This is a genomic window from Azospira sp. I13, from assembly GCF_003112695.1.
Lineage (GTDB): Bacteria > Pseudomonadota > Gammaproteobacteria > Burkholderiales > Rhodocyclaceae > Azospira.
Genome location: NZ_BFBP01000025.1, coordinates 20,891 through 41,243, shown reverse-complemented (window position 1 = coordinate 41,243; position 20,353 = coordinate 20,891). Strand labels below are relative to the sequence as shown.

The window sequence follows — 20,353 nt, the reverse complement described above, 5'->3', positions numbered from 1 at the left end:
TCAGGGCATCAGCCCCAGACGGGCGGCGGCGAGGCGAGGGCAGCGCTGCCTGCCACCGGATTGTCGGCCAGGTGGACCCGGCCCTTGTCCAGGCGCAGGCGGCCCTGGCAGAACCAGGCCACGGCGGCGGGGAACACCTGGTGCTCCTGGGCCAGCACCCGGGCAGCCAGGGTGGCCTCGTCGTCCCCTTCCAGCACCGGCACTACGGCCTGGACGATGGCCGGCCCGTGATCCAGGGCTGGGGTGACGAAATGCACCGTGCAGCCATGGACGCGGCAGCCTTCCTCCAGGGCCCGCTGGTGGGTGTGCAAGCCCGGGAAGGCCGGCAGCAGGGAGGGGTGGATGTTGATCAGGCGGCCTTCGTAATGGGCGACAAAACCCGCCGAAAGAATGCGCATGAAGCCGGCCAGGATCACCAGGTCCGGCGCGTGGGCGTCGATGGCCTCGGCCAGGGCGGCATCAAAGGCTTCCCGGCTGGGGTAGGCCTTGTGATCCAGGGCGGCGGTGGCGATGCCGGCGGCCCGGGCCGTTTCCAGGCCCTTGGCGTCGGGCCGGTTGGCGATGACGGCAACCACTGCGCCGGGATAGGCGGGGTCGGCTGCGGCCTTGAGGATGGCTTCCATGTTGGAGCCGCGGCCGGAGATGAGGATGACGAGTCGTTTTTTCATTTCAGAGGAGTCAGGGCGGCGACGGGCAGGAGTACTGCCGTGGCCAGGTTTTGCATGACCCGGTTCACGGTGCGGCCGTTCTTGTCGGCCACCACCACCGAGAGGAAATCCAGGAGACCAATCAGCCGGCCGATTTCCCGTTCGAAGGAGAGATTGCGGAAAGCCGGGTCCGGTTCATTGGAAAGGATGAACAGTTCGCCTTCCACATTGCGGTTGTTGTTCAGCCGCCAGGCGATGATTTCCAGGTTGCGGGCGCAATTGTAGAGCTTCTGGGCATCCAGTTCGTCGAGAACGTAAAAATCCGTCTTGTGTTCGAAGGCTGCCTGGGTCATGCCCCGCAGGCCGGCCATGAGGGCCAGCACCCGGTCGCCGTGGTAGTCGTCGCGGAAGGCGAGGAGCACGGCCTGGCCCTCCTTGCGGCCTTCCAGTTCGGGCCAGTTGCTGCTTTCGAAGATGCGCGCCACGGCAGCTTCCAGCCCGGGCTGGCCGGCCTTCTTCCATTCCCGGGGATTGCGGCGGTAGAGCTTTTCCGTCAGGCGCTTGAGGCCGGCGGCCACTTCCCGCTGATTGGCGTCCACCACCCGGTCGATGTCGGTCTTGGCGATGGCCCGTGGGTCGAAGCGGGATTCGCCCTTGCCATCATGGCCAGTGCGGGTAGTGCAGCCGGGCAGGCAGAGCAGCCCCCCCAGCAGCAGGGCCGGCCCCCATTTGGTGTATCCCTGTTTCTCTGCCCCCATCTTGCGCCCCCGCTATTGTTGTCTTGTCGTTTCAATACGACTGGCTGTTGTCCGCCACTTTAACCGTTATTGGCTGTCGGCCTTGCGGGCCTTGAGAAAGCCGATGATGGCCGGCAGCAGGGAGACGACGATGATGCCGACCACCACTGCCGACAGATTGTTCTTGATCACCGGCAGGTTGCCGAACCAGTACCCGGCCAGGCTCAGGGAGACTACCCAGGAGAGTCCGCCCACCAGATTGAAGAAAGTGAAACGGCCGTAGCCCATTTCGCCCATGCCGGCGACGAAGGGGGCGAAGGTGCGCAGCAGGGGCAGGAAGCGGGAGATCACCAGGGTCTTGCCGCCGTGGGCTTCGAAGAAGGCGTGGGTCTTGGCCAGGGCCGCCCGGTTGATGATGCGGCGGGCCAGGGGGTGCTCCCAGGCCAGGATGCGGTGGCCGAACCAGCGGCCGATGGCGTAGTTGAGGCTGTTGCCGAGTACTGCCGCCACCACCAGGCTGGCCATCAGGGGCAGCAGGGAGATGTCGCCGATGGCGGCCAGGGCGCCAGCGACGAAGAGTAGGGAGTCGCCGGGCAGGAAGGGCAGCACGACGAAGCCGGTCTCGGAGAAGACGATGAAAAAGAGGATGGCGTAGATCCAGGGACCGTATTGCTGGACGAGGACGGCCAGGTACTTGTCCAGATGCAGGAGGATGTCGATGAAGCTGCTGAATAATTCCATGGGGTGACGGCGGGCTGGTGGGGTTGCGGCCCCGGATTCTAGCCTACTCCTCCTGCTTCCTACTTGTAGGCGGTGCCCCGGGGCGGTTCGTTGAGCACGGCCCAGAACAGGCCGAGGGATTTCACCGCGTCGATGAAATCGCGGAAGTTCACCGGCTTGACCACGTAGGCGTTGCAGCCCAGGTCGTAGGCCTCGTCCAGGTCCCGTTCTTCCCGGGAGGAGGTCAGCATGACCACCGGCACATGGCGCAGCTCCTCGTCCTGCTTGATCTCCCGCAGCACTTCCAGGCCGCTGACCAGGGGCATTTTCAGGTCCAGCAGGATGAGGGCCGGGTTGCCGGCCGGCCGGTCGGCGAAGGGGCCCCGGCGATAGAGGTAATCCAGTGCCTGCTCGCCGTCATGCACCACCTGCACTTCGTTGGCCAGGTGGCTGGCGCCCAGCCCTTCCAGGGCCAGTTCCACATCCCGGGGGTCGTCTTCGGCCAGCAGAATACGCTTCAATTCCATGCTCGTTCCTCGCAGTGGCGGCAGCCCCGGCTCATTCGTCCCGGGGCAGGGTAAAGGTGAAAGTGGCGCCGAGGTCCGGGGTGCCTTCAGCCCAGATGCGGCCACCATGGCGCTCGACGATACGGCGCACGTTGGCCAGGCCAATGCCCGTACCTTCGAATTCGGTGGCGCCGTGCAGGCGTTGGAAAACGCCAAAGAGCTTGCCGACGTATTTCATGTTGAAGCCGACGCCGTTGTCGGAAATACGGATGGCCCACTCGGGGCGCCCCTGGTAGTCAATGGGCGAGGCACTGATGCGGATCTCGGCGCGCTCGCGGCGACGGGAATACTTGAGGGCGTTGCCCACCAGGTTCCCCAGCACCTGGCGCATCAGGGTCCGGTCGGCCTGGACCTGGGGCAGTTCGGCGATGTCCCAGCTGACCACCGGAGCGCAGGGTTCGTGGGCCAGTTCTTCGATGACTTCCCGCAGCAGCCGGCTGAGGTCCACCGGCGTCTTCTGCACCGCTGCCCGGCCAATGCGGGAGAAGGTGAGCAGGCCATCGATGAGGTCGCTCATGCGGTTGGCCGAGTCGGTAATGATGGAGAGGTAGCGCAGGCTGTCCGGCGACAGCTGGTTGGCCTCGTCGTCCTTGAGCAGGCTGACGAAGCCGGCAATGTGGCGCAGCGGCGCCCGCAGGTCGTGGGAGACGGAATAGGAGAAGGACTCCAGCTCCTTGTTGGCCGCCTCCAGCTGCAGGGTGCGTTCCGTCACCCGCCGCTCCAGTTCCTGGTTGAGGGTGCGCATGGTGTGTTCCTGGGACATGCGCTCAATCTCCATGCCGGCCCGCAGGGCGAAGAGGCTGAGGATGGGCAGGTAGTCCGTGGATTCGGCGAGGGGCTTTGTATCCAGCACCACCAGCACCCCCAGGGGCTTGCCATTGCTGCCGGTGATGGGCGTGCCCATGTAACTTTCCAGGGCCATCTGGCGCAGCATGGCATCGGCCGGGAAGAGGTCCGCTACGCCCCGGGGATAGAGGCAGGGGCCGCCCTGCAAGAGGGTCTGGCAGGGCGTGTTGGCCAGGGTATAGCTGAAGTTCTCGGCTGGGGCGCCATGGGACCAGCTGGCCAGGGAACGCACCGAGGTGCCGTCCGGCTCCAGTATGCCGACGAAGGCGTAATCCACGTCGAACAGGGTGGCGACGTGCTGCACCAGGCTGTTGAGGAAGCGCTCGCCATAGACCGCCGCCGTGTTCTCCACCAGGGCCCGCAGGGCCTCCTGGGTGCGGCGCATTTCCGTTACGTCCCGGCCTTCGCGCACCAGATAGACCACTCGCCCGGCGGCATCCTTCACCGGCGAGATGCTCACGTCCATCCAGTGCAGTACGCCGAGGGCCGAGCGGTGGCTGGTGGCAAAGCGCACCGCTTCACCCTGGCGGGCCCGGGCCAGCGCCTGGCGCAGGTCTTCCCGTGCCCCCTCGTCGTGAGCCCACCAGGCCGTATCCCATAGGGGCTTGCCCACCACTTCGGCCTTTTCCTGGCCGATGAAGTCGAGGGCGGTGCGGTTTACTTCCAGCACGGTCCCCTGGGGGTCCAGCAGGCCGACGAAAGAGAAGGTGCTGTCGAGCAGGCCGCGGATGCGCTGTTCGCTATCCACCAGCGCCTGCTGGGTGAGCATGCGTTCGGTAATGTCCTGGCCGGTGCCCCGGTAGCCGCGGAAGCGGCCGTCTTCCGCAAAGACCGGACGGCCGTTGGCCATGTACCAGTGCAGTTCCCCGTCCTGGGTGCGGAACTGGTAAATGAATTCCCGGTAGGGCTGATGGGCTTCCACCAGGGCCCGGTGGGCGGTGATCTCTTCCAGGCTGACGCCCAGCAGGGGGAGTTCCCAGCGGGTCTTGCCCATGTAGACCTCGACCGGTAGGCGGCCTTTCTGGAAGGCGCCGCCGGACATCTGGGTGAAGCGGAAGTTTTCGTCCTGCTCCCAGTACCAGTCGTAGGAAAGCTCCGCCAGGTCGCGGAAGCGGGCTTCGCTTTCCCGCAGGTCCCGGTCCACCGCCACCAGCTCAGCCATCTGGGCGTCCAGCTGGGCGGTGCGGGAGGCCACTTCCCGGCGCAGCACCCGGTTCCACAGCAGCATGGTGCCCAGGGCCAGGGCCAACAGGGCCAATAGGCCGCCGGCCACCCACCAGAAGCGGGGATTGTTCCAGGGGCGGGCCTGATCCAGCTGCATCCAGCGTTCCATCACCTGGTTGCGTTCGGCGGGGGGCAGGCTGGCGTCCGCCAGATTGAGCAGGGTGGCCAGTTCCGGCCAGTCGCTGCGCACGGCGAAGGTGTAGGGGTAGCTGATGCCGGTATCGCCACCCACGGCCAGGTTGGAAAGCCCTTCCTTCTGCACGTAGTAGGTGACCCGGTTAAGGTCGGTGACCGCTGCATCGACTTCGCCGAAGGCCAGCTTGGTGAGGGCGGATAGCTCGTCCCGGGCGGGGACCAGGTGCAGGTCCGGGTATTCCCGCCGCAGCCGCTCTTCCAGGGCGCTGGCCGCCAGCACGGCGATGCTGCGGCCGCTCATGCGGTCCAGGGAAAGGGGGGTGATGGAGACGTTGTCCCGCCGCACGATGATCTTGGTGTCCAGCTCGGCGTAGGGCTTGGGAAAGGTCAGGTACAGCTCACGCCCGGGCGTGGCGACGGCGGCGAAGAGCAGATCCACCTCCCGATTGCGGATGCCTTCGTGCATGTCCTCCAGGCTGCCGTAGTAAACCAGCTGGAAGCGGATACCCAGGCGTTTTTCGTAGAGTTTGAGGAGGTCGACCGCCAGGCCGGAATAGCTGCCGCTGCGGAAGTCCCGCATCAGTAGGGTGGGCATTTCCGTGGCACCGACGCGAATCTCCGGGTGCTGGCCGAGCCAGCGCTGCTGTTCTGCCGAGAGGCTCTGGGCCTGGGCTGGCAGGGCCTGCAGCAGGCAGACAGCAAGCAGGAGGATGGGGCGGGCCAGGCCGCGGAGCATCGGCATTACCGTGGCCATGGCCGGCTCAGCCCCGGTTGGCCAGGGCCGCGGCCAAGGCGTCGGGCAGGGCCGGGCGGGCGAAGTGGAAACCCTGGCCCTCGCGGCAGCCGAAGGTGCTGAGCAGGGCGTGCTGCTCGGCGGTTTCCACGCCTTCGGCGATCACTTCCAGGCCCAGGCTGTTGCCCATGGCGACGATGGCTCGGGCGATGGAGAGCTCGCGCCCGGCGGCAGCTCCCCGCACGAAGGATTGGTCGATCTTCAGCCGGTTCACCGGGAACTGCTGCAGATAAGAAAGGGAGGAATAGCCGGTGCCGAAATCGTCGATGGCCAGGGAGACGCCGATGGCCCGCAACTGGTGCAGGGTATCGAGGACTTCCTCCTCCTGGTTCATGGCGATGTTTTCGGTGATTTCCAGTTCGATGTTGCGGGGATCGGCGCCGGAGCGTTCGATCACTTCCCGCACCGACTCCGCCAGGCGGGGCTGCTGGAACTGCAGGGCGGAGAGGTTGACTGCCACCCGCAGGTCGCCATGGCCGGCCTCGCGCCACAGCACGCTCTGACGGCAGGCCTCGGCCAGTACCCACTCGCCTACCGGGACGATGAGGCCCGTTTCTTCCAGCAGGGGAATGAACTCGCCTGGCGGCACCAGGCCCCGGTCCGGGCTTTGCCAGCGCAGCAGGGCTTCAACGCCGATGATGCGGCCGTTGCTCAACTCCACCTGGGGCTGGTAGTGCAGCACGAACTCCCGGTTCACCAGGGCGTGGTAGAGGGCGGCTTCCAGCACCAGGCGGCCCTTCTGGGGCTGGGCCATGCGCTCCTGGAAGAGGCGGCTCTGGCCCGGGCCGGTGCGCTTGGCGGTATCCAGGGCGGCTTCGGCGTGGCGCAGCAGATCGTCGCCCTGGGTGTTGTGCTCGGGAAACAGGGCACCGCCGACACTGGCGGTGAGAAACAGCTCCTGGCCCTGGATGGAGAAGCCCTGGGCGAAGGCTTCCCGCAGGTGGGCGAACCATTTTTCCGTCTCTTCCGCGTTGTCCGCGCCGGCTACCACCAGGGCGAAACGGTCGGCGGATACCCGGGCGACAAAATGTTCCTGCCCGGCCAGGGCCGCCAGGCGCCGGGCCACGGCCCGCAGCACGCGGTTGGCGAGGACCATGCCCATGCCGTGCATGATTTTGCGGAAGCGGTTGATATCCACCAGCAGCACCAGGAAGGGCGAGGGGCTGGGGTGGGCGGTGAGGCGCTCCAGGTGTTCCTGGAGGAAATCCACATTGGCGATGCCGGTGAGGGGATCGAAGCGCAGCAGGTGTTCCAGGCTGGCCTGGGCCTGGCGCAGGGCGGCCCGGTCGCTGGCGTCCCCCACTTCCCGGGCGATTACCGGGGCCAGGCGGGCCAGGTTGCTCTTGCCGACGAAGTCCCGGGCGCCGCGGCGCATGGCCTCGATGGCAACTTCGTCGGGAATCATGCCGGAGACGATGACGAAGGGCAGGTCGGCGCCCTTGGTCAGCAGCAGCTCCAGGGCGGAGACGGAATCGAAGTCGGGCATGTTGTGGTCGCAGACCACCACATCCCAGCCGCCGTGGGCCAGTTGCTCCTCCATGGCGGAGGCCGTTTCGACCCGCACCCATTCCACCGCGTGGCCGCTCTGGCGCAGGCTACGGGCGGCCAGCTCCACATCCAGTTCGGAGTCGTCGACGAACAGCACGCGCAGCGAGCTCGGAGCGGGCATGGGGAAAGGGCCGTTTATGACAGATGTGGCCCGATTATAGCCGCTTCCCGGGGCCGGAGTAGCCCCGGCGGGAGCGGCTATAATGCGGCCTCTCCGGTGCCGCGATTTGCCGTTTCGCGCGGTGGCCGGCCCGCCCTGCCGGGCGGGTCTTTCCGGGCCGGGGGGCATCGCCCTGCGGCCCCCGTTTCTGCTTGCCATTGCTGGGTTCCAGCTGCTGCGTTGCCGCGAGTCTTTCCATGCCCATTCGTCTCCTGCCCGACCTCCTCATCAGCCAGATCGCCGCCGGCGAGGTGGTGGAACGGCCTGCCTCGGTCCTGAAAGAGGTGCTGGAAAACGCCCTGGATGCTGGCAGCCAGGCTATCCAGATCCAGCTGGAAGAGGGCGGGGTGAAACTGATCCGGGTCAGCGACGACGGTTGCGGCATTCCCCAGGAAGAACTGCCCCTGGCCCTGACCCGCCACGCCACCAGCAAGATCGCCAGCCTGGAAGACCTGGAACGGGTGGCCACCCTGGGCTTCCGCGGCGAGGCCCTGGCCTCGGTGGCGGCGGTGGCCCGCCTCACCCTCACCAGCCGTGCCGCCGGCGCCGGCCATGCCTGGAAGCTGGCGGCCCACGGCAGCGGCGAGGCGGAACCGGCCGCCCTGGCCGCCGGCACCGTGGTGGAAATGCGGGACCTCTATTACAACACCCCGGCCCGCCGCAAATTCTTGAAGTCCGAAGGCACCGAATTCGCCCACTGCGCCGATGCGGTCAAGCGCGTCGCCCTGGCTCATCCGGGCGTGGCCTTTTCCCTCGCCCACAACGGCCGGGTCAGCCTGTCTTTGCCGAAAACGGATCTGGCCGGCCGGGTCGGCGCCATCCTGGGCCAGGATTTCCTCGCCGAATGCCGCCGCGTCGAGGCCGCCATCAACGGGCTGTCGATTGTCGGCTACGCCGCCCAGCCCGCCTGGTCCCGCCCCGGGCGGGACGCCCAGTACGTCTTCGTGAACGGCCGCTTCGTGCGCGACAAACTGCTGGCCCACGCCCTGCGCGAGGCCTACCAGGACATGCTGCACGGCAGTCGCCACCCGGGCTACGCCCTGTTCATCGAGATCGACCCGGCGGCGGTGGATGTGAATGTGCACCCGGCCAAGACCGAAGTGCGCTTCCGCGACGGCCGGGCGGTGCATCAGTTCGTCTATCACGCGGTGCATAAGGCCCTCTCCCAGGTCATCAGCGATCCGACCCGGGACGTTCAGACTGCCTCCCCCGGCCTGGATGCCCTGGGAGGCAATAGGGGCGAGGGGTTTGCCCATGCCACCCCGGAGCCTGGCGCCTCTTCTGCCTCTCCGGCCATGCCGGCCTGGAATCCGCCCCGACAGGGCAGCCTGGGGGTGGCCGAACCTTCCGCCGCCTCCTATCTGGCCTTTGCTGCTGCTGCCCGGCCGGCAGTCGGCAGCCCGGCGTCTGCGGGATTCGGTGTCGGCGGCAGCACCGCGCCCCAGGCAGCGCCTGTCGCCGCCGTTCCCGGCCAGGAGGCCCCACCCCTGGGCTACGCCCTGGCCCAGCTGCACGGCATCTACGTACTGGCCCAGAACGCCCGGGGCCTGATCCTGGTGGACATGCACGCCGCCCACGAGCGCATCCTCTACGAGAAGCTTAAGACCGCCTACGACAGCAAGGCGGTGCCGACCCAGGCCCTGCTCATTCCGGCGGTGTTCTCCGCCAGCGCCCACGAGGTGGCAGCGGTGGAAGAACACGGCGCCACCATGGCCGAACTGGGCTTCGAACTGGCGCCCCTGGGTCCCAACGAACTGGCCCTGCGCTCCGTGCCCCAGCTTTTGGCCGGCGGCGATCCGGTGAACCTGGCCCGTAGCCTGCTGGCCGAGCTGATGGAACATGGGGCTTCCCAGGTCTCCACCGCCCGGCGCAACGAACTCCTGGCCACCCTGGCTTGTCACGGCGCCGTGCGGGCCCGGCGCATCCTCACCGTACCGGAAATGAACGCCCTCTTGCGCCAGATGGAAGAGACGGAGCGGGCCGACCAGTGCAACCACGGCCGCCCCACCTGGACCGAGCTGTCCCTGGCGGACCTGGACAAGCTCTTCCTGCGGGGGCAATGACCATGGCCCTGCCGACTTACGGGTTCAAGTCCCGTCCCGGGCACCGGGCGGGAATCGTCGGGGTGACGGCATGAGCGCCCATCCCCCCGCCATCCTGCTCATGGGGCCCACCGCCAGTGGCAAGACTGCGGCGGCCCTGTACTTGTTCGATCGCTTCCCGGTGGAACTCATCAGCGTCGATTCGGCCCTGGTCTTCCGCGACATGGAGATCGGCACCGCCAAGCCGGACCAGGCCACCCTGGCCCGCTACCCGCACCGGCTGGTGGATGTGATCTCACCGGAGGAGGCCTACTCCGCCGCCCGTTTCCGCGACGAAGCCCTGGCCGCCATGGCCGAGGCCACCGCCCGGGGCAAGGTGCCCCTGCTCGTGGGCGGCACCATGCTCTATTACAAGGCCCTGCGGGAAGGGCTTTCCGACCTGCCGCAAGCTGATCCGGCCCTGCGCGCCGAGTTGGAAGCGAAGGCAGCGGCCTATGGCTGGCCGGCCCTGCACGCCGAACTGGCGAAGCTGGACCCGGTCACCGCCGCCCGCCTGCACGCCACCGACTCCCAGCGTATTTCCCGGGCCCTGGAAATCTGCCAGCTCACGGGCCGGCCCATGTCCGAATTGCTGGCGGAGCAGCAGCGGCAACCTCTGCCCTGGAACCTGCTGCCCCTGGCCCTGGCCCCCTCCGACCGGGCCGTGCTGCACCAGCGCATCGCCGAGCGTTTTGCTCAGATGCTGGCCCAGGGCTTCCTGGACGAGATGCACGCCCTGCGCGCCAAGTACCGCCTCAACGCCAGCCTGCCTTCCATGCGCTGTGTCGGCTATCGCCAGGCCTGGGAAGTGCTGGAGGGCGAGGCCCCCGCCGCCGAATTGCTGGACCGGGGCATCTTCGCCACCCGTCAGCTGGCCAAGCGCCAGATCACCTGGCTGCGGGCCGACCCCACGGCGGAAGTGTTCGATTGCCTGGCGCCGGACCTGGTCCCCCAGGTGGAAGCCCGGGTGGCCCGCTTCCTCGACGAGCAACGGATTTAAGCGGGGCTGGCATGACCGTCAGCCGGGAATACGTGGATTACCTGCTGGAATGCCTCGCTCCTCTGGGGCGGGTGGTGTCGCGGCGCATGTTCGGCGGCGTCGGCCTTTTTCTCGATGGCCTGATGTTCGCCATCGTCCTCGATGACCTGCTGTGGTTGAAGGCGGACGATACCAACCGGGGCGAGTTCACCGCCCTGGACCTGCCGCCCTTCACCTACCCGCGCCAGGGCAAACTCACCGCCCTCAGCTATTACCGGGCGCCGGACGAGGCCCTGGATGCCCCCCATGCCCTGCTGCCCTGGGCCCGCTCCGCCTTTGCCGCCGCCCTGCGGGCGGCGGCTTCCTCCTCCTCCCGCACGGCCCGCGCCGCCGGCGCTTCCTACCCTTCCTGAACCCGCCCTCCTGGCAATTAGCCTAGGCGTCGCCGGTGCAAACTCGGCATAGAATAATACTTAGGTAATATCGGGGTGCGCCAACCCACCGCCCCAGCATCCAGCGGGATATCGTGTCCGGTAACCCCTCCGGGCAGGTCGTCTCGAGGAAACCACACAAGGAAAGAGGCAGCGCATGTTCACTGGAAAGTACAAGGCTCGTATCGCAGAACTTGAAGCGCAGCTGCGAGAGGCCCAGCTACGCCGGGAAGCCCTGAGCCGCGGCAATGCCGTGGTGGATTTGTCTCCCCAGGGGGAAGTGCTCGGCGCCAACGACAATTTCTGCCGCGTCATGGGCTACGGATTGCAGGAGCTGGTCGGCATGAACCATCGCCGGCTTTGCGATCCGGCCTTTGCGGAAGGCCCGGAATACAGTGAATTCTGGCGCCGCCTGCGGGCTGGCGAGTTTTATCGTGGCACCATCGCCCGCCGCCGTAAGGACGGCAGCACCGTATGGCTGGAGGCGAGCTACAACCCGGTGCTGGATGAGGCCGGCCGGGTAGTGCGCATCGTCAAGCTGGCCAGCGAGGTCACCCAGCAGGTAGAAGAGGCGGCCGGGCTGAAGGCCCTGGTGGCGGCCATCGACCGTTCCATGGCCGTGATCGAGTTTTCCCTGGAAGGGCGGATTCTGCAGGCCAACGAGAATTTCCTGCAGGTCATGGGCTATACCCGCGACCAGGTGATCGGCCAGTTCCATCGCCAGTTTTGCCCGCCGGAACTGGTCAATTCCAAGGAATACAGCGATTTCTGGGCCCGTCTCGGGCGGGGGGAGTACTTTTCCGGCCAGTTTCGCCGCATTGCCCGGAATGGGCGGGAAGTCTGGCTGGAGGCCAGCTATTCTCCGGTGATCGGCGCCAACGGCCAGCCGGTGAAGGTGGTGAAGTTCGCCGCCGACATCTCGGCGCGGGTGGCCCAGCATCTGGCGGAAAAGAACGGGGCGGCAACCGCCTACGAGGTGGCCCTGGAAACCCAGGAAGTTTCCCGGGGCGGTGAGCAGGTGATCCGCCGTACGGTGGACAAGATCCAGTCCATTGCCGACATCGTCAATCAGTCCTCTGCGCTGGTGCAGTCCCTGGACCAGCAGACCGGGCAGATCACCTTCATCGTCAATACCATCCGGGAAATCGCCGACCAGACCAACCTGCTGGCCCTCAATGCCGCCATCGAGGCGGCCCGGGCCGGGGAAAGCGGGCGTGGGTTTGCGGTGGTGGCCGACGAGGTGCGCAAGCTGGCCGAGCGGACCAGCCTGGCCACCGGGGAAATCGGTCAGAAGATCCAGTCCATCCAGTCAGAGACCTCTTCCGTCAGCACCAGCATGGCCCGGGGTCTGACGGTGGTGGAGGAGGGGGTGGAGCTAGCCCATCAGGCCGGACAGGCCATTGAACACATGAATCAGGGCGCCAGCCGGGTCGTGGAAGTGATCCAGGAACTCTCGGCCACGGTGGACCGGCTGGACACGCCGCACTAGCAGCCGTGCTTGTTGAACTTGCCGTGCTTGTAGTGGCCCTCCTTGCGGCCATTGCAAGCGGGGTGGGTGCCGCCGCCCTGGCGGCCCCGGCCGTCGTAGCGGTCACCGCGGCGGCTGTCCTTGGTCAGGTTTTCCCCCAGGGCCGCACCGGCGCCTGCACCTAGGCCGGCGCCCACGACGGCACCAGTCTTGCCGCCCATCTTCTGGCCAGCCAGGGCGCCACCGGCACCGCCCACGGCACCGCCGACCACGGCGCCGGTCTTGTCCTTGCTGTTGCTGGCCACGCCAGCCCCCACGCCGCCACCGACAGCACCGCCGACCACGGCCCCGGTGTTGCCCCCCAGCTTCTGGCCGACGGCGGCCCCGGCGGCACCGCCGAGGGCCCCGCCGATGCCGGTTTTCAGTTCATCGGCCTGGCTTGGTGCGGCAAAGCCCAGCAGGGCGGTGAGAAGAAGGGGCAGGGCAAAGGTTTTCATGACAGTACGCTCCATCAAAGGGGGAAAAGGTTTGGTCGGGCAGCGGGTATGGCCGTAGATGATTTTCCATACGCGTCGGTATTGTCGAACGGCCGTGATCCGTGTAAAAACGAGCCTCTTCCAAAAGTTATAGTTTGGCTGGCGCCTTGTCAGCACCAGCCCGGCATCGTTACACAATTATCAGGGGATTCCATGAGTATTCGCAGCAAATTGATCCTGCTTCTGGTGGCAGCAACCATCGCCCTCGTTGCCGTGGGCGGGCTGGGTCTGCGCGGCATGAGTTCGGAACAGGAGGCCATTGCTGCCATCGGCGGCAATCGTATGCCCTCCATTGCCGCCCTGCTGACCCTGAAGGAAGGCTTTACCAATGTTTCCCGCAGCACCTACATGATTCTGGCGGTGCCGCCGGGCCTTGCTGCCGACAAGAAAAAGGCCGAACTGGAGCTGGCCGTGCGGCGCAAGAAGGAGGGCATGGATGCGGTGACCAATTCCATCAAGGCCTACGAGGCTCTGCCCATGGATGGCGAAGAGGCCCGCCTGTGGTCTTCCACCAAAGGTCTGATGGACCAGTGGGTGGCCCTGGAAAAGCGTATCAGCGGCGCTGAAAGCCATTTCCTGCAGAACAACAGCGATGAGGCTTTCCAGAGCCTCCTCAACGATGCCCGGGAGGCCATCACCCAGCGCCGGCCGGTCAATACCGCCATGCTGGATACCCTGCAGAAGCTGATCGACCTGCAGAACCAGGAGTCGGACAAGGCCTACGACAGCGCCATTGAAGCCGCGACCTTCGCCAAGAATGCGGAGCTGGTGGTCTTCCTCGTCGCCGTTGCCGGCATTATCGGCCTGGGTCTTTCCACCCTGGTTTCCATCATGCGGCCCATCACCATCGCCCAGGAGACGGTGCGCCACATTGCCGCCAGCAGCGACCTGACCCGTCGCGTGGATTATTCGGCAAATGACGAGATCGGCACCATGGTGTCCGCCCTCAACCAGATGCTGGAGAAAATCCAGGGCTCCATGCGCAGCATCCAGGGCAGCATGGGCGAGGTGCGGGGCGCGGTGTCAGCCTTGTCCACCGCTGCTTCCGAGGTGGCCAGCAGCTCTGCCCACCAGAGCAGCGCCTCCTCCGCCATGGCCGCCTCCATCGAGGAAATGACCGTCAGCGTGAACACGGTGAGCGACAGCGCCCACGTGGCGAAGGAGCTGGCCATGCGTTCCGGCGCCGTGTCCACCGAAGGCGGCGAGATCATCGAAAAGACTGTGACGGAGATGGCCTCCATCGGCACCATCGTCACCAGCGCCTCCCAGGTCATCGAATCCCTGGGCAACGATTCCCAGCAGATTTCCGCCGTGGTCCAGGTGATCAAGGAAGTGGCCGACCAGACCAACCTGCTGGCCCTCAACGCTGCCATCGAGGCGGCCCGGGCCGGCGAGCAGGGCCGCGGTTTTGCCGTGGTGGCCGACGAAGTGCGCAAGCTGGCCGAGCGCACCACCCAGTCCACCCTGGACATTGGCAGCATGATCGAGAAGATTCAGCGTTCCGCTACCCAGGCTGTGGCAGAAATGCGTCAGGTGGTGGAGCAGGTTGGTGCCGGCCAGGCCCTGGCTGCTGATGCCGGCCAGCGTATCAACGAGATTCGTGATGCGGCCCAGCAGGTTAGCGCCGCCATCGTCGAAATCAGCAGCGCCCTGCAGGAGCAGAGCGCCGCCAGCCTGGATATCGCCCGCCACGTCGAGGGCATCGCCCAGATGACCGACGAGAACCATGCCGCTGCCGACAACACGGCCGATAGCGCCCGCCGCCTGGATGGCCTGGCGACGGAGGTGGACCAAGTGATTTCCTCCTTCCGCGTCTGATTTCCGGTCGTTCTTCACACCGGCCAGGCCGCCCCCCGGGGCGGCCTTTTTCTTGCCATGCACCTGGGCGGACGCCATGCCGGGCCGCTGCTTTGCCTTAGAATCCTGCGACACCCCCGACCGACAACAACAACCGGAGCGAAGGAGACACCATGCATCATCACGCCCAGCTTTACATTGACGGCCACTGGGTGGCCCCGGCTTCCCCCGGCCTGATTGCCGTGGAAAACCCTGCCACGCAGCAGAGCATCGGCCAGGTGCCCGAAGGCACGGCGGCTGACGCGGATCGGGCCGCCCGGGCCGCGGCGGCGGCCTTTCCCGCCTGGGCAGCGTTGCCTGGCGCGGAGCGGGGCGCTTACCTGCAGAAGATTGCCGACGGCCTGAAGGCCCGGCAGGACGAGCTGGGTCGCCTCATCGCCAGCGAAGTGGGCATGCCGGTGAAGCTGGCCACCCGGGTGCAGGCCGGCAACCCCATTTTCACCTTTGGCGCCTGCGCCAAGATCGCGGCGGAAGGGTTCCCGGAAGAGCGGATCGGCCATTCCCTGGTCAGCCGGGTGCCCACCGGCCCGGTGGCCTGCATCACCCCCTGGAACTTCCCCTTGCACCAGATCGCCGCCAAGGTCGGCGCCGCCCTGGCCGCCGGTTGCACGGTGGTGCTCAAACCGTCGGAAGTGGCGCCCCTCAATGCCTTTCTCCTGGCCGAGGTGATCCACGCCGCCGGCCTACCCGCCGGGGTTTTCAATTTGGTGACCGGCTACGGCCCGGTAGTGGGCGAGGCCCTGGCTGCCCACCCCGCTCTGGCCGGGGTTTCCTTCACCGGCAGTACCGCCGCTGGCAAGCGGGTGGCGGCAGTGGCGGCGGCCACGGTCAAGCGGGTATCCCTGGAGCTGGGCGGCAAGTCCGCCTCCGTGGTGCTGCCGGATGCGGATCTTGCCGCAGCGGTGAAGGGCTCGGTGGCTGGCTGCTTCCTCAATTCCGGCCAGGCCTGTTCCGCCCTGTCGCGCCTGCTGGTGCCTGCCGAGCGCTACGAAGAGGCCGCTGCCCTGGCGGTACAGGCAGCGGCTGCCTACACCCTGGGGGATCCGATGGTCGACGGCACCCGGCTTGGCCCCCTGGCCTCCGGCCTGCAACGGCAGCGGGTGCGGGCCATGATCGACCAGGCCGTGGCCGACGGGGCCGAGCTGCTGTGCGGCGGCAGCCATCCTTCCGAGGAACTGCCTCTTGGCTATTACGTGCGGCCCACGGTGTTCGGCCGGGTGCGGCCCGATGCCCGATTGGCCCGGGAGGAGGTATTCGGTCCGGTGCTGGCCATCCTCACCTACGAGAATGAGGAGGAGGCCCTGGCCATCGCCAATGGCACGGATTACGGCCTGGCGGCCGCCGTCTGGTCCGCTGACGAAGGGCGTGCCCTGGCCTTTGCCCGCCGCCTGCAGGCGGGCCAGGTGGATATCAACGGAGCCTTCTTCAACATGCTGGCGCCCTTCGGCGGCTTCAAGCAGTCGGGCTATGGCCGGGAGTTGGGGCGTCACGGGGTGGAGGATTTCCTGGAAACCCGGTCCATCCAGTTGCCCCAGCGCCAGGGCTGAGGGGCGGGGTGGCCGGGGAAGGCGGGTACCGCCACCGGTAGGTACAGCGGAGTAGTTTGCGAAGTCGTGGTAGTGCCGTACGCGTTTTGGCGGCTACCCCCGGCCGGGCATTGGGCTAGACTGAGGCCATTCCTTGTCTGTCAGACTGCCCTCCGCCGTGTCCGTCCACTTCCTTCCCTGCCGAGCAGCATCCCCGCGCCTCTCCAGCGCCGGGCGGGTTGGAGCCTGGGCTGACCGGGGCCTTCCGGCCCATCCCTTCCCGGCCCGGCAGCTGCGCTGAAAGCAGCCCGCTGCCGGGCGCTCACTTGTCGCTCTCCCTGCGACCTGCCTCACAATTCCTGTTTCATCCCTTTTTCTGTTGTCCCCGGGACTGCCCGCCGGGACGCCTGCTTCTCAGGAGCTGCCATGCCTAACGTTGCCAACGCCGCCCACGCTGCCCCAAGCCATCCTGCCGCCGTTGCCGGAGGCCTCATCATTTCCGCCCTGGACCAGGAACGCTTGGTTCCCCTCATCGAGCGCATGTATCTGCGCGACCACAGCATCCACGTTTCCGCCGGGGCCGTGCTGCGGCGCCTGCGGGCGGCCAGCCCGGTGCCGCCGGAAGCCATTCCGCCCACCCTGGTGACCATGAATTCCACCGTGGTGTTGCACAACATCGACAGCGGCGAGCGCCGCGAGGCGACCCTGGTGTACCCGGAAGATCATGATCCGTCCGAGGGCTGCTGGTCCGTGTTGTGCCCGCTGGGGGCCGCCATTTTCGGCGTCCAGGTCGGCGACCCGGTGGCCCTGGAGGTGGAAGGCTGGGCTCCCGGCCGCTGGGTGCTGGCCGAGCTGGCCTTCCAACCCGAGGCCCGGGGCTGGCTGACCATGTGAGCCTGGCCTGCCGGTGACAAAAAAGGCGCCCCGCGGGGCGCCTTTTTCATTCTGCGGCCGGCGGTGCCGGCGGCAGGGTGCGGATCTCCAGGCTGCCCTGGGCGATGGCCTTGTTGAGCAGGCGATAGATTTCCGGGTCGAAGGGGCCGGCGTGGCGGCGGGCCTCGGCCAGGAGCTCGGGGATTTCGTCATCCTGCCGGGCGGTGCCGAGATAGACCCAGTGATCGACCAGATGCAGGTCGGTGGTGGCGCTGAAATCATCCTTCTCCACCAGGCCCACCGGGCCGCCGTAGGGCCAGGCCTTGAGCTTGAGCTTGGCCAGGGCGGCCATCAGGCGGGCGCTGTGCTGGCCGAGGGGCTCCTTGCCGCAGCAGGCACCCTTGCAGTTATGCATCTGGTGGCCGAAGCAGGGCTTGCCCGGGCGCTGTGCCTCCAACCCCAGGAGGACATGGCAGAGGTGGTGGGCATCGGCGATCTTCTTCAGGCTGTTGCGGGCTTCCTTGGCGGAATTGAAAAGGCCGTAGAGGTCGTTCTGGCGGCCAAAATCCATTTCCGTGGCAAGAGCCAGGCGGGGGCGGAAATCGCCAGGGCTTTCTTCCACCAGCTGCCAGGCACAGAGTTCCCCCGCCTTTTTTGGATGGCGGTTGAGGGGCGGCTGGTGGGCTTGCATCAGCCGGGCCTCGAGCAGGGTGGCGCCCAGTTCGCCAGCCGTTTCCTGCCAGTCGATGCGATAGACCTGGGCGGCCAGGGCCTGATCCCGGGCGTCGTTCTTGTCGCCGGAAAAGTGGGAGAAGACCCGTTGCCGCAGGTTGCTGCTCTTGCCGATGTAGAGGGGCGCGCTGCCCGGCGCCTGGCCGTAGAGCAGGTAGACGCCAGGCAGTTCCGGCAGGTCGTCGAGGGCCTCCGGCGGTAGCTGGGGCGGCAGCTTGGGGCGCTGGGTCAGGCCTTCCACGGTCTGCCAGATATGTTCTGCCGGGTGGGCGCCGTGCAGGCGGTCCCAGAACTGGTGGATCAGGCGAGCGTCGGAAAGAGCCCGGTGGCGGGCTTCGTCGTAGAGTTGGTGCCGTTCCACCAGGGCATCCAGGCTGTGGCGGTGGTGCTGAGGCTCCAGCTTGCGCGAGAGCTTGACAGTGCACAGCACGTCGGCGTGGAACTTGAGGCCCAGGCGGCGGAATTCGTTTTTCAGGAAGCCGTAGTCGAAGCGGGCATTGTGGGCAACGAACAGGCGCCCCTTGAGCCGCTCCAGCACTTCCTCGGCCAGGGCGGCAAAGGGCGGGGCGCTGGCCACCATCTCGTCGCTGATGTGGGTGAGGCCCTGGATGAAGGGGGGAATGGGAATGCCGGGATTGACCAGGCTGCTCCACTGGGTCACGCCTGCCGGGCTGACTTCGACAATGCCCACTTCGGTGATGCGGTCCCGCACTGGGTTGGCGCCGGTGGTTTCCAGGTCCACAAAGACCAGGGTTTCCCGGAAGGGGGCGGGGGCAGGGGGCGTGAAGCCGGGAGGGAAGGGGGGCTGGGCGGCCATGGAGCAGGGCGCGTGACGCGGCGAGGGAGCAAGGGGGGCGAAGCATAGCCCGCTCCACCCCGGTCGACAATACGTGGCGTCCGGCTTGGGCGGCGGGCCGGTGGTTACAAGCCGTTACCCCGGGCGGGCGAAGGCCCCATGCTAGAATGCCTCTCACTTTTCCAACGCAAGTGCCTCACATCACAATGGATTTGATTTCCCGCATCAGCCACCACTTCCAGGATAGCGCCCAGACCAAGCTGGACGCCGTGGAACTGCTGGCCGCCCCCATCGCCCAGGCGGTGGAAACCATGGTTGGCTGTCTGGTGAACGACGGCAAGATTCTGGCCTGTGGCAACGGGGGGTCCGCCGCCGATGCCCAGCACTTCGCCGCCGAGCTGGTGGGCCGTTTCGAGGCCGAGCGCCAGGAATTGGCCGCCATTGCCCTGACCACGGATAGCTCCATCCTCACCGCCATCGCCAACGATTACGCCTACAACGTCATCTTTGCCAAGCAGGTGCGGGCCCTGGGCCGTTCCGGTGACGTGCTGCTGGCGATTTCCACCTCCGGCAACTCCGGCAATGTCATTGAGGCCATCCAGGCCGCCCACGACGCCGATATGCGGGTGGTGGCCCTGACCGGCAAGGGCGGCGGCAAGATCGGCGAAATGCTGCGGGAGGGCGACGTGCACCTGTGCGTGCCGGCCGAGCGTACGGCCCGTATCCAGGAGGTGCATCTGCTCTCCATTCACTGTATTTGCGACGGTATCGACTGTCTGCTTCTGGGAGTTGAGGAATGACCAAACCCCGTACCCCCCTGCGTTTCCACCTGGCCCTGCCCCTGCTGCTGGCCGCCTCCGTGCCCGTCCTGCAGGGCTGCTTCCCGGTTGTGGCCGGCGGCGTCACTGCCGGCGTGCTGATGGCTGCCGACCGCCGCTCTTCCGGCACCTATGTGGAAGACGAGGGCATTGAGGTGAAGGCGGCCAGCCGCATTTCCGAGCAGTTCAAGGATCAGGTCCACGTCAATGTCACCAGCTACAACCGCAAGGTGCTGCTGACTGGTGAAGTGCCCAACGAAGACATCAAGGCCCGGGTGGAGCAGGCGGTCAGCGCCGTGCCCAATGTGGCCGGGGTCACCAACGACTTGCAGGTGGCCGGGGTCAGCTCCCTGTCGGCCCGCAGCAACGATGCCTACATCACTTCCAAGGTGAAGGCCCGTTTCATCGATGCCCAGCGTTTCTCCGCCAACCACGTCAAGGTGGTGACCGAATCGAGCGTCGCCTACCTGCTGGGCTTGGTCACCGAGCGTGAAGCCAAGGCCGCCATCGACGTGGCCCGCACCACTGCCGGTGTGCGCAAGGTGGTCAATGTGATGGAAGTGATCAGCGACGCCCAGGCCCGTGACCTGGATGTGCGCCAGCAGCAGGATCCGAAGCAGGCCACGCCTCGCTCCGGCAGCTGAGATGTCCTACATCCTGGCCCTGTTCCTGCCGTTCCTCGCGGTCATGCTGAAGGGCCGGGTGCTGGTCGGCATCGTTCTGCTGGTCTTGCAGGTCACCCTGATCGGCTGGTTGCCAGCCACCATCGTGGCTTTCTTCATCATCCATCAGGAAAATACCAAGCAGGCGATACGGGAAGCCATGGACCGGCGGGATTAGGCCCGGCCAGAATTTCTGCCAGAAAAAAGGGGCCGCGAGG

Annotated in this window: 18 protein-coding genes; 10 read left to right on the top strand and 8 right to left on the bottom strand. The window is 66.7% G+C overall.

Annotation, left to right across the window (positions count from 1 at the left end; genetic code table 11):
• Positions 1 to 8: 8 nt before the first annotated feature.
• From purN to AZSI13_RS15900, 6 genes are all read right to left on the bottom strand, one after another.
• The gene (gene purN / locus AZSI13_RS15925) at positions 9 to 668 is read right to left on the bottom strand and encodes a phosphoribosylglycinamide formyltransferase (protein ID WP_109042173.1); all 660 of its coding nucleotides are present in this window, start codon (positions 666 to 668) and stop codon (positions 9 to 11) included.
• A complete protein-coding gene (locus AZSI13_RS15920) occupies positions 665 to 1,405 on the bottom strand; it encodes a hypothetical protein (protein WP_109042172.1) in 741 nt (246 codons plus the stop codon). Before AZSI13_RS15920 ends, purN begins: the two co-directional genes overlap by 4 nt.
• A 66-nt stretch (positions 1,406 to 1,471) precedes the next feature.
• Positions 1,472 to 2,125, bottom strand: a complete 654-nt coding sequence (locus tag AZSI13_RS15915) for a DedA family protein (RefSeq protein ID WP_109042171.1) — start codon at positions 2,123 to 2,125, stop codon at positions 1,472 to 1,474.
• Positions 2,126 to 2,184: 59 nt separating this feature from the next.
• Positions 2,185 to 2,631, bottom strand: coding sequence for a response regulator (locus tag AZSI13_RS15910; protein ID WP_109042170.1), 447 nt, complete (start codon positions 2,629 to 2,631; stop codon positions 2,185 to 2,187).
• A 31-nt stretch (positions 2,632 to 2,662) separates the two neighbouring features.
• Positions 2,663 to 5,617: a transporter substrate-binding domain-containing protein gene (locus AZSI13_RS15905; protein ID WP_165833581.1), complete on the bottom strand. Its 2,955-nt coding sequence runs from the start codon at positions 5,615 to 5,617 to the stop codon at positions 2,663 to 2,665.
• 19 nt (positions 5,618 to 5,636) lie between these two features.
• Positions 5,637 to 7,337 (bottom strand): bifunctional diguanylate cyclase/phosphodiesterase, encoded by a 1,701-nt coding sequence (locus tag AZSI13_RS15900; RefSeq protein WP_165833579.1) that lies wholly within the window; start codon positions 7,335 to 7,337, stop codon positions 5,637 to 5,639.
• A gap of 236 nt (positions 7,338 to 7,573) precedes the next feature.
• Between AZSI13_RS15900 and mutL the strand changes: the two genes are divergently transcribed.
• The 4 genes from mutL to AZSI13_RS15880 all read left to right on the top strand — a co-directional run bounded on the left by mutL (position 7,574) and on the right by AZSI13_RS15880 (position 12,356).
• Complete coding sequence (mutL, locus tag AZSI13_RS15895) at positions 7,574 to 9,439, top strand: DNA mismatch repair endonuclease MutL (RefSeq protein ID WP_109042167.1); 1,866 nt, start codon at positions 7,574 to 7,576, stop codon at positions 9,437 to 9,439.
• A 70-nt stretch (positions 9,440 to 9,509) separates the two neighbouring features.
• A complete protein-coding gene (gene miaA / locus AZSI13_RS15890; RefSeq protein ID WP_109042166.1) occupies positions 9,510 to 10,457 on the top strand; it encodes a tRNA (adenosine(37)-N6)-dimethylallyltransferase MiaA in 948 nt (315 codons plus the stop codon).
• Between the two features lie 11 nt (positions 10,458 to 10,468).
• Entirely contained in the window at positions 10,469 to 10,849 is a 381-nt protein-coding gene (locus tag AZSI13_RS15885; RefSeq protein ID WP_109042165.1) for a TfoX/Sxy family protein, read from the top strand.
• 175 nt (positions 10,850 to 11,024) lie between these two features.
• Positions 11,025 to 12,356, top strand: a complete 1,332-nt coding sequence (locus AZSI13_RS15880) for a PAS domain-containing methyl-accepting chemotaxis protein (protein ID WP_109042164.1) — start codon at positions 11,025 to 11,027, stop codon at positions 12,354 to 12,356.
• Here the strand turns inward: AZSI13_RS15880 and AZSI13_RS15875 are convergent.
• A complete protein-coding gene (locus AZSI13_RS15875) occupies positions 12,353 to 12,832 on the bottom strand; it encodes a hypothetical protein (RefSeq protein ID WP_201262415.1) in 480 nt (159 codons plus the stop codon). The genes AZSI13_RS15880 and AZSI13_RS15875 overlap by 4 nt on opposite strands.
• Positions 12,833 to 13,024: 192 nt before the next feature.
• Between AZSI13_RS15875 and AZSI13_RS15870 the strand changes: the two genes are divergently transcribed.
• From AZSI13_RS15870 to AZSI13_RS15860, 3 genes are all read left to right on the top strand, one after another.
• Positions 13,025 to 14,689: a methyl-accepting chemotaxis protein gene (locus tag AZSI13_RS15870; RefSeq protein WP_165833577.1), complete on the top strand. Its 1,665-nt coding sequence runs from the start codon at positions 13,025 to 13,027 to the stop codon at positions 14,687 to 14,689.
• Between the two features lie 152 nt (positions 14,690 to 14,841).
• A complete protein-coding gene (locus AZSI13_RS15865) occupies positions 14,842 to 16,275 on the top strand; it encodes an aldehyde dehydrogenase family protein (protein WP_109042162.1) in 1,434 nt (477 codons plus the stop codon).
• Positions 16,276 to 16,680: 405 nt separating this feature from the next.
• On the top strand, positions 16,681 to 17,148 hold the full coding sequence (locus AZSI13_RS15860) for a GreA/GreB family elongation factor (RefSeq protein WP_109042161.1): 468 nt from the start codon (positions 16,681 to 16,683) through the stop codon (positions 17,146 to 17,148).
• Positions 17,149 to 17,194: 46 nt separating this feature from the next.
• Here AZSI13_RS15860 and AZSI13_RS15855 read toward each other — a convergent pair whose 3' ends face one another.
• Positions 17,195 to 18,676 carry a 3'-5' exonuclease family protein gene (locus tag AZSI13_RS15855; protein ID WP_109042160.1) on the bottom strand — a complete coding sequence of 494 codons (1,482 nt, stop codon included), beginning with the start codon at positions 18,674 to 18,676 and terminating at the stop codon, positions 17,195 to 17,197.
• A gap of 185 nt (positions 18,677 to 18,861) precedes the next feature.
• On the opposite strand from AZSI13_RS15855, the gene AZSI13_RS15850 reads away from it, so the two are divergent.
• Genes AZSI13_RS15850 through AZSI13_RS15840 form a run of 3 tightly spaced genes read left to right on the top strand, consistent with a single transcriptional unit; the run spans position 18,862 to position 20,313 of the window.
• A complete protein-coding gene (locus tag AZSI13_RS15850; RefSeq protein WP_109042159.1) occupies positions 18,862 to 19,455 on the top strand; it encodes a phosphoheptose isomerase in 594 nt (197 codons plus the stop codon).
• The gene (locus tag AZSI13_RS15845; RefSeq protein ID WP_109042158.1) at positions 19,452 to 20,117 is read left to right on the top strand and encodes a BON domain-containing protein; all 666 of its coding nucleotides are present in this window, start codon (positions 19,452 to 19,454) and stop codon (positions 20,115 to 20,117) included. The genes AZSI13_RS15850 and AZSI13_RS15845 overlap by 4 nt, the downstream gene beginning before the upstream one ends.
• A 1-nt stretch (position 20,118) precedes the next feature.
• A complete protein-coding gene (locus tag AZSI13_RS15840; RefSeq protein WP_109042157.1) occupies positions 20,119 to 20,313 on the top strand; it encodes a YqaE/Pmp3 family membrane protein in 195 nt (64 codons plus the stop codon).
• The last annotated feature ends 40 nt before the right edge of the window (positions 20,314 to 20,353 follow it).

Coding starts and splice junctions, on each gene's coding strand:
- purN (WP_109042173.1), bottom strand. CDS start 668: ATGAAAAAACGACTCGTCATCCTCATCTCCGGCCGCGGCTCCAACATG.
- AZSI13_RS15920 (WP_109042172.1), bottom strand. CDS start 1,405: ATGGGGGCAGAGAAACAGGGATACACCAAATGGGGGCCGGCCCTGCTG.
- AZSI13_RS15915 (WP_109042171.1), bottom strand. CDS start 2,125: ATGGAATTATTCAGCAGCTTCATCGACATCCTCCTGCATCTGGACAAG.
- AZSI13_RS15910 (WP_109042170.1), bottom strand. CDS start 2,631: ATGGAATTGAAGCGTATTCTGCTGGCCGAAGACGACCCCCGGGATGTG.
- AZSI13_RS15905 (WP_165833581.1), bottom strand. CDS start 5,617: ATGCCGATGCTCCGCGGCCTGGCCCGCCCCATCCTCCTGCTTGCTGTC.
- AZSI13_RS15900 (WP_165833579.1), bottom strand. CDS start 7,337: ATGCCCGCTCCGAGCTCGCTGCGCGTGCTGTTCGTCGACGACTCCGAA.
- mutL (WP_109042167.1), top strand. CDS start 7,574: ATGCCCATTCGTCTCCTGCCCGACCTCCTCATCAGCCAGATCGCCGCC.
- miaA (WP_109042166.1), top strand. CDS start 9,510: ATGAGCGCCCATCCCCCCGCCATCCTGCTCATGGGGCCCACCGCCAGT.
- AZSI13_RS15885 (WP_109042165.1), top strand. CDS start 10,469: ATGACCGTCAGCCGGGAATACGTGGATTACCTGCTGGAATGCCTCGCT.
- AZSI13_RS15880 (WP_109042164.1), top strand. CDS start 11,025: ATGTTCACTGGAAAGTACAAGGCTCGTATCGCAGAACTTGAAGCGCAG.
- AZSI13_RS15875 (WP_201262415.1), bottom strand. CDS start 12,832: ATGAAAACCTTTGCCCTGCCCCTTCTTCTCACCGCCCTGCTGGGCTTT.
- AZSI13_RS15870 (WP_165833577.1), top strand. CDS start 13,025: ATGAGTATTCGCAGCAAATTGATCCTGCTTCTGGTGGCAGCAACCATC.
- AZSI13_RS15865 (WP_109042162.1), top strand. CDS start 14,842: ATGCATCATCACGCCCAGCTTTACATTGACGGCCACTGGGTGGCCCCG.
- AZSI13_RS15860 (WP_109042161.1), top strand. CDS start 16,681: ATGCCTAACGTTGCCAACGCCGCCCACGCTGCCCCAAGCCATCCTGCC.
- AZSI13_RS15855 (WP_109042160.1), bottom strand. CDS start 18,676: ATGGCCGCCCAGCCCCCCTTCCCTCCCGGCTTCACGCCCCCTGCCCCC.
- AZSI13_RS15850 (WP_109042159.1), top strand. CDS start 18,862: ATGGATTTGATTTCCCGCATCAGCCACCACTTCCAGGATAGCGCCCAG.
- AZSI13_RS15845 (WP_109042158.1), top strand. CDS start 19,452: ATGACCAAACCCCGTACCCCCCTGCGTTTCCACCTGGCCCTGCCCCTG.
- AZSI13_RS15840 (WP_109042157.1), top strand. CDS start 20,119: ATGTCCTACATCCTGGCCCTGTTCCTGCCGTTCCTCGCGGTCATGCTG.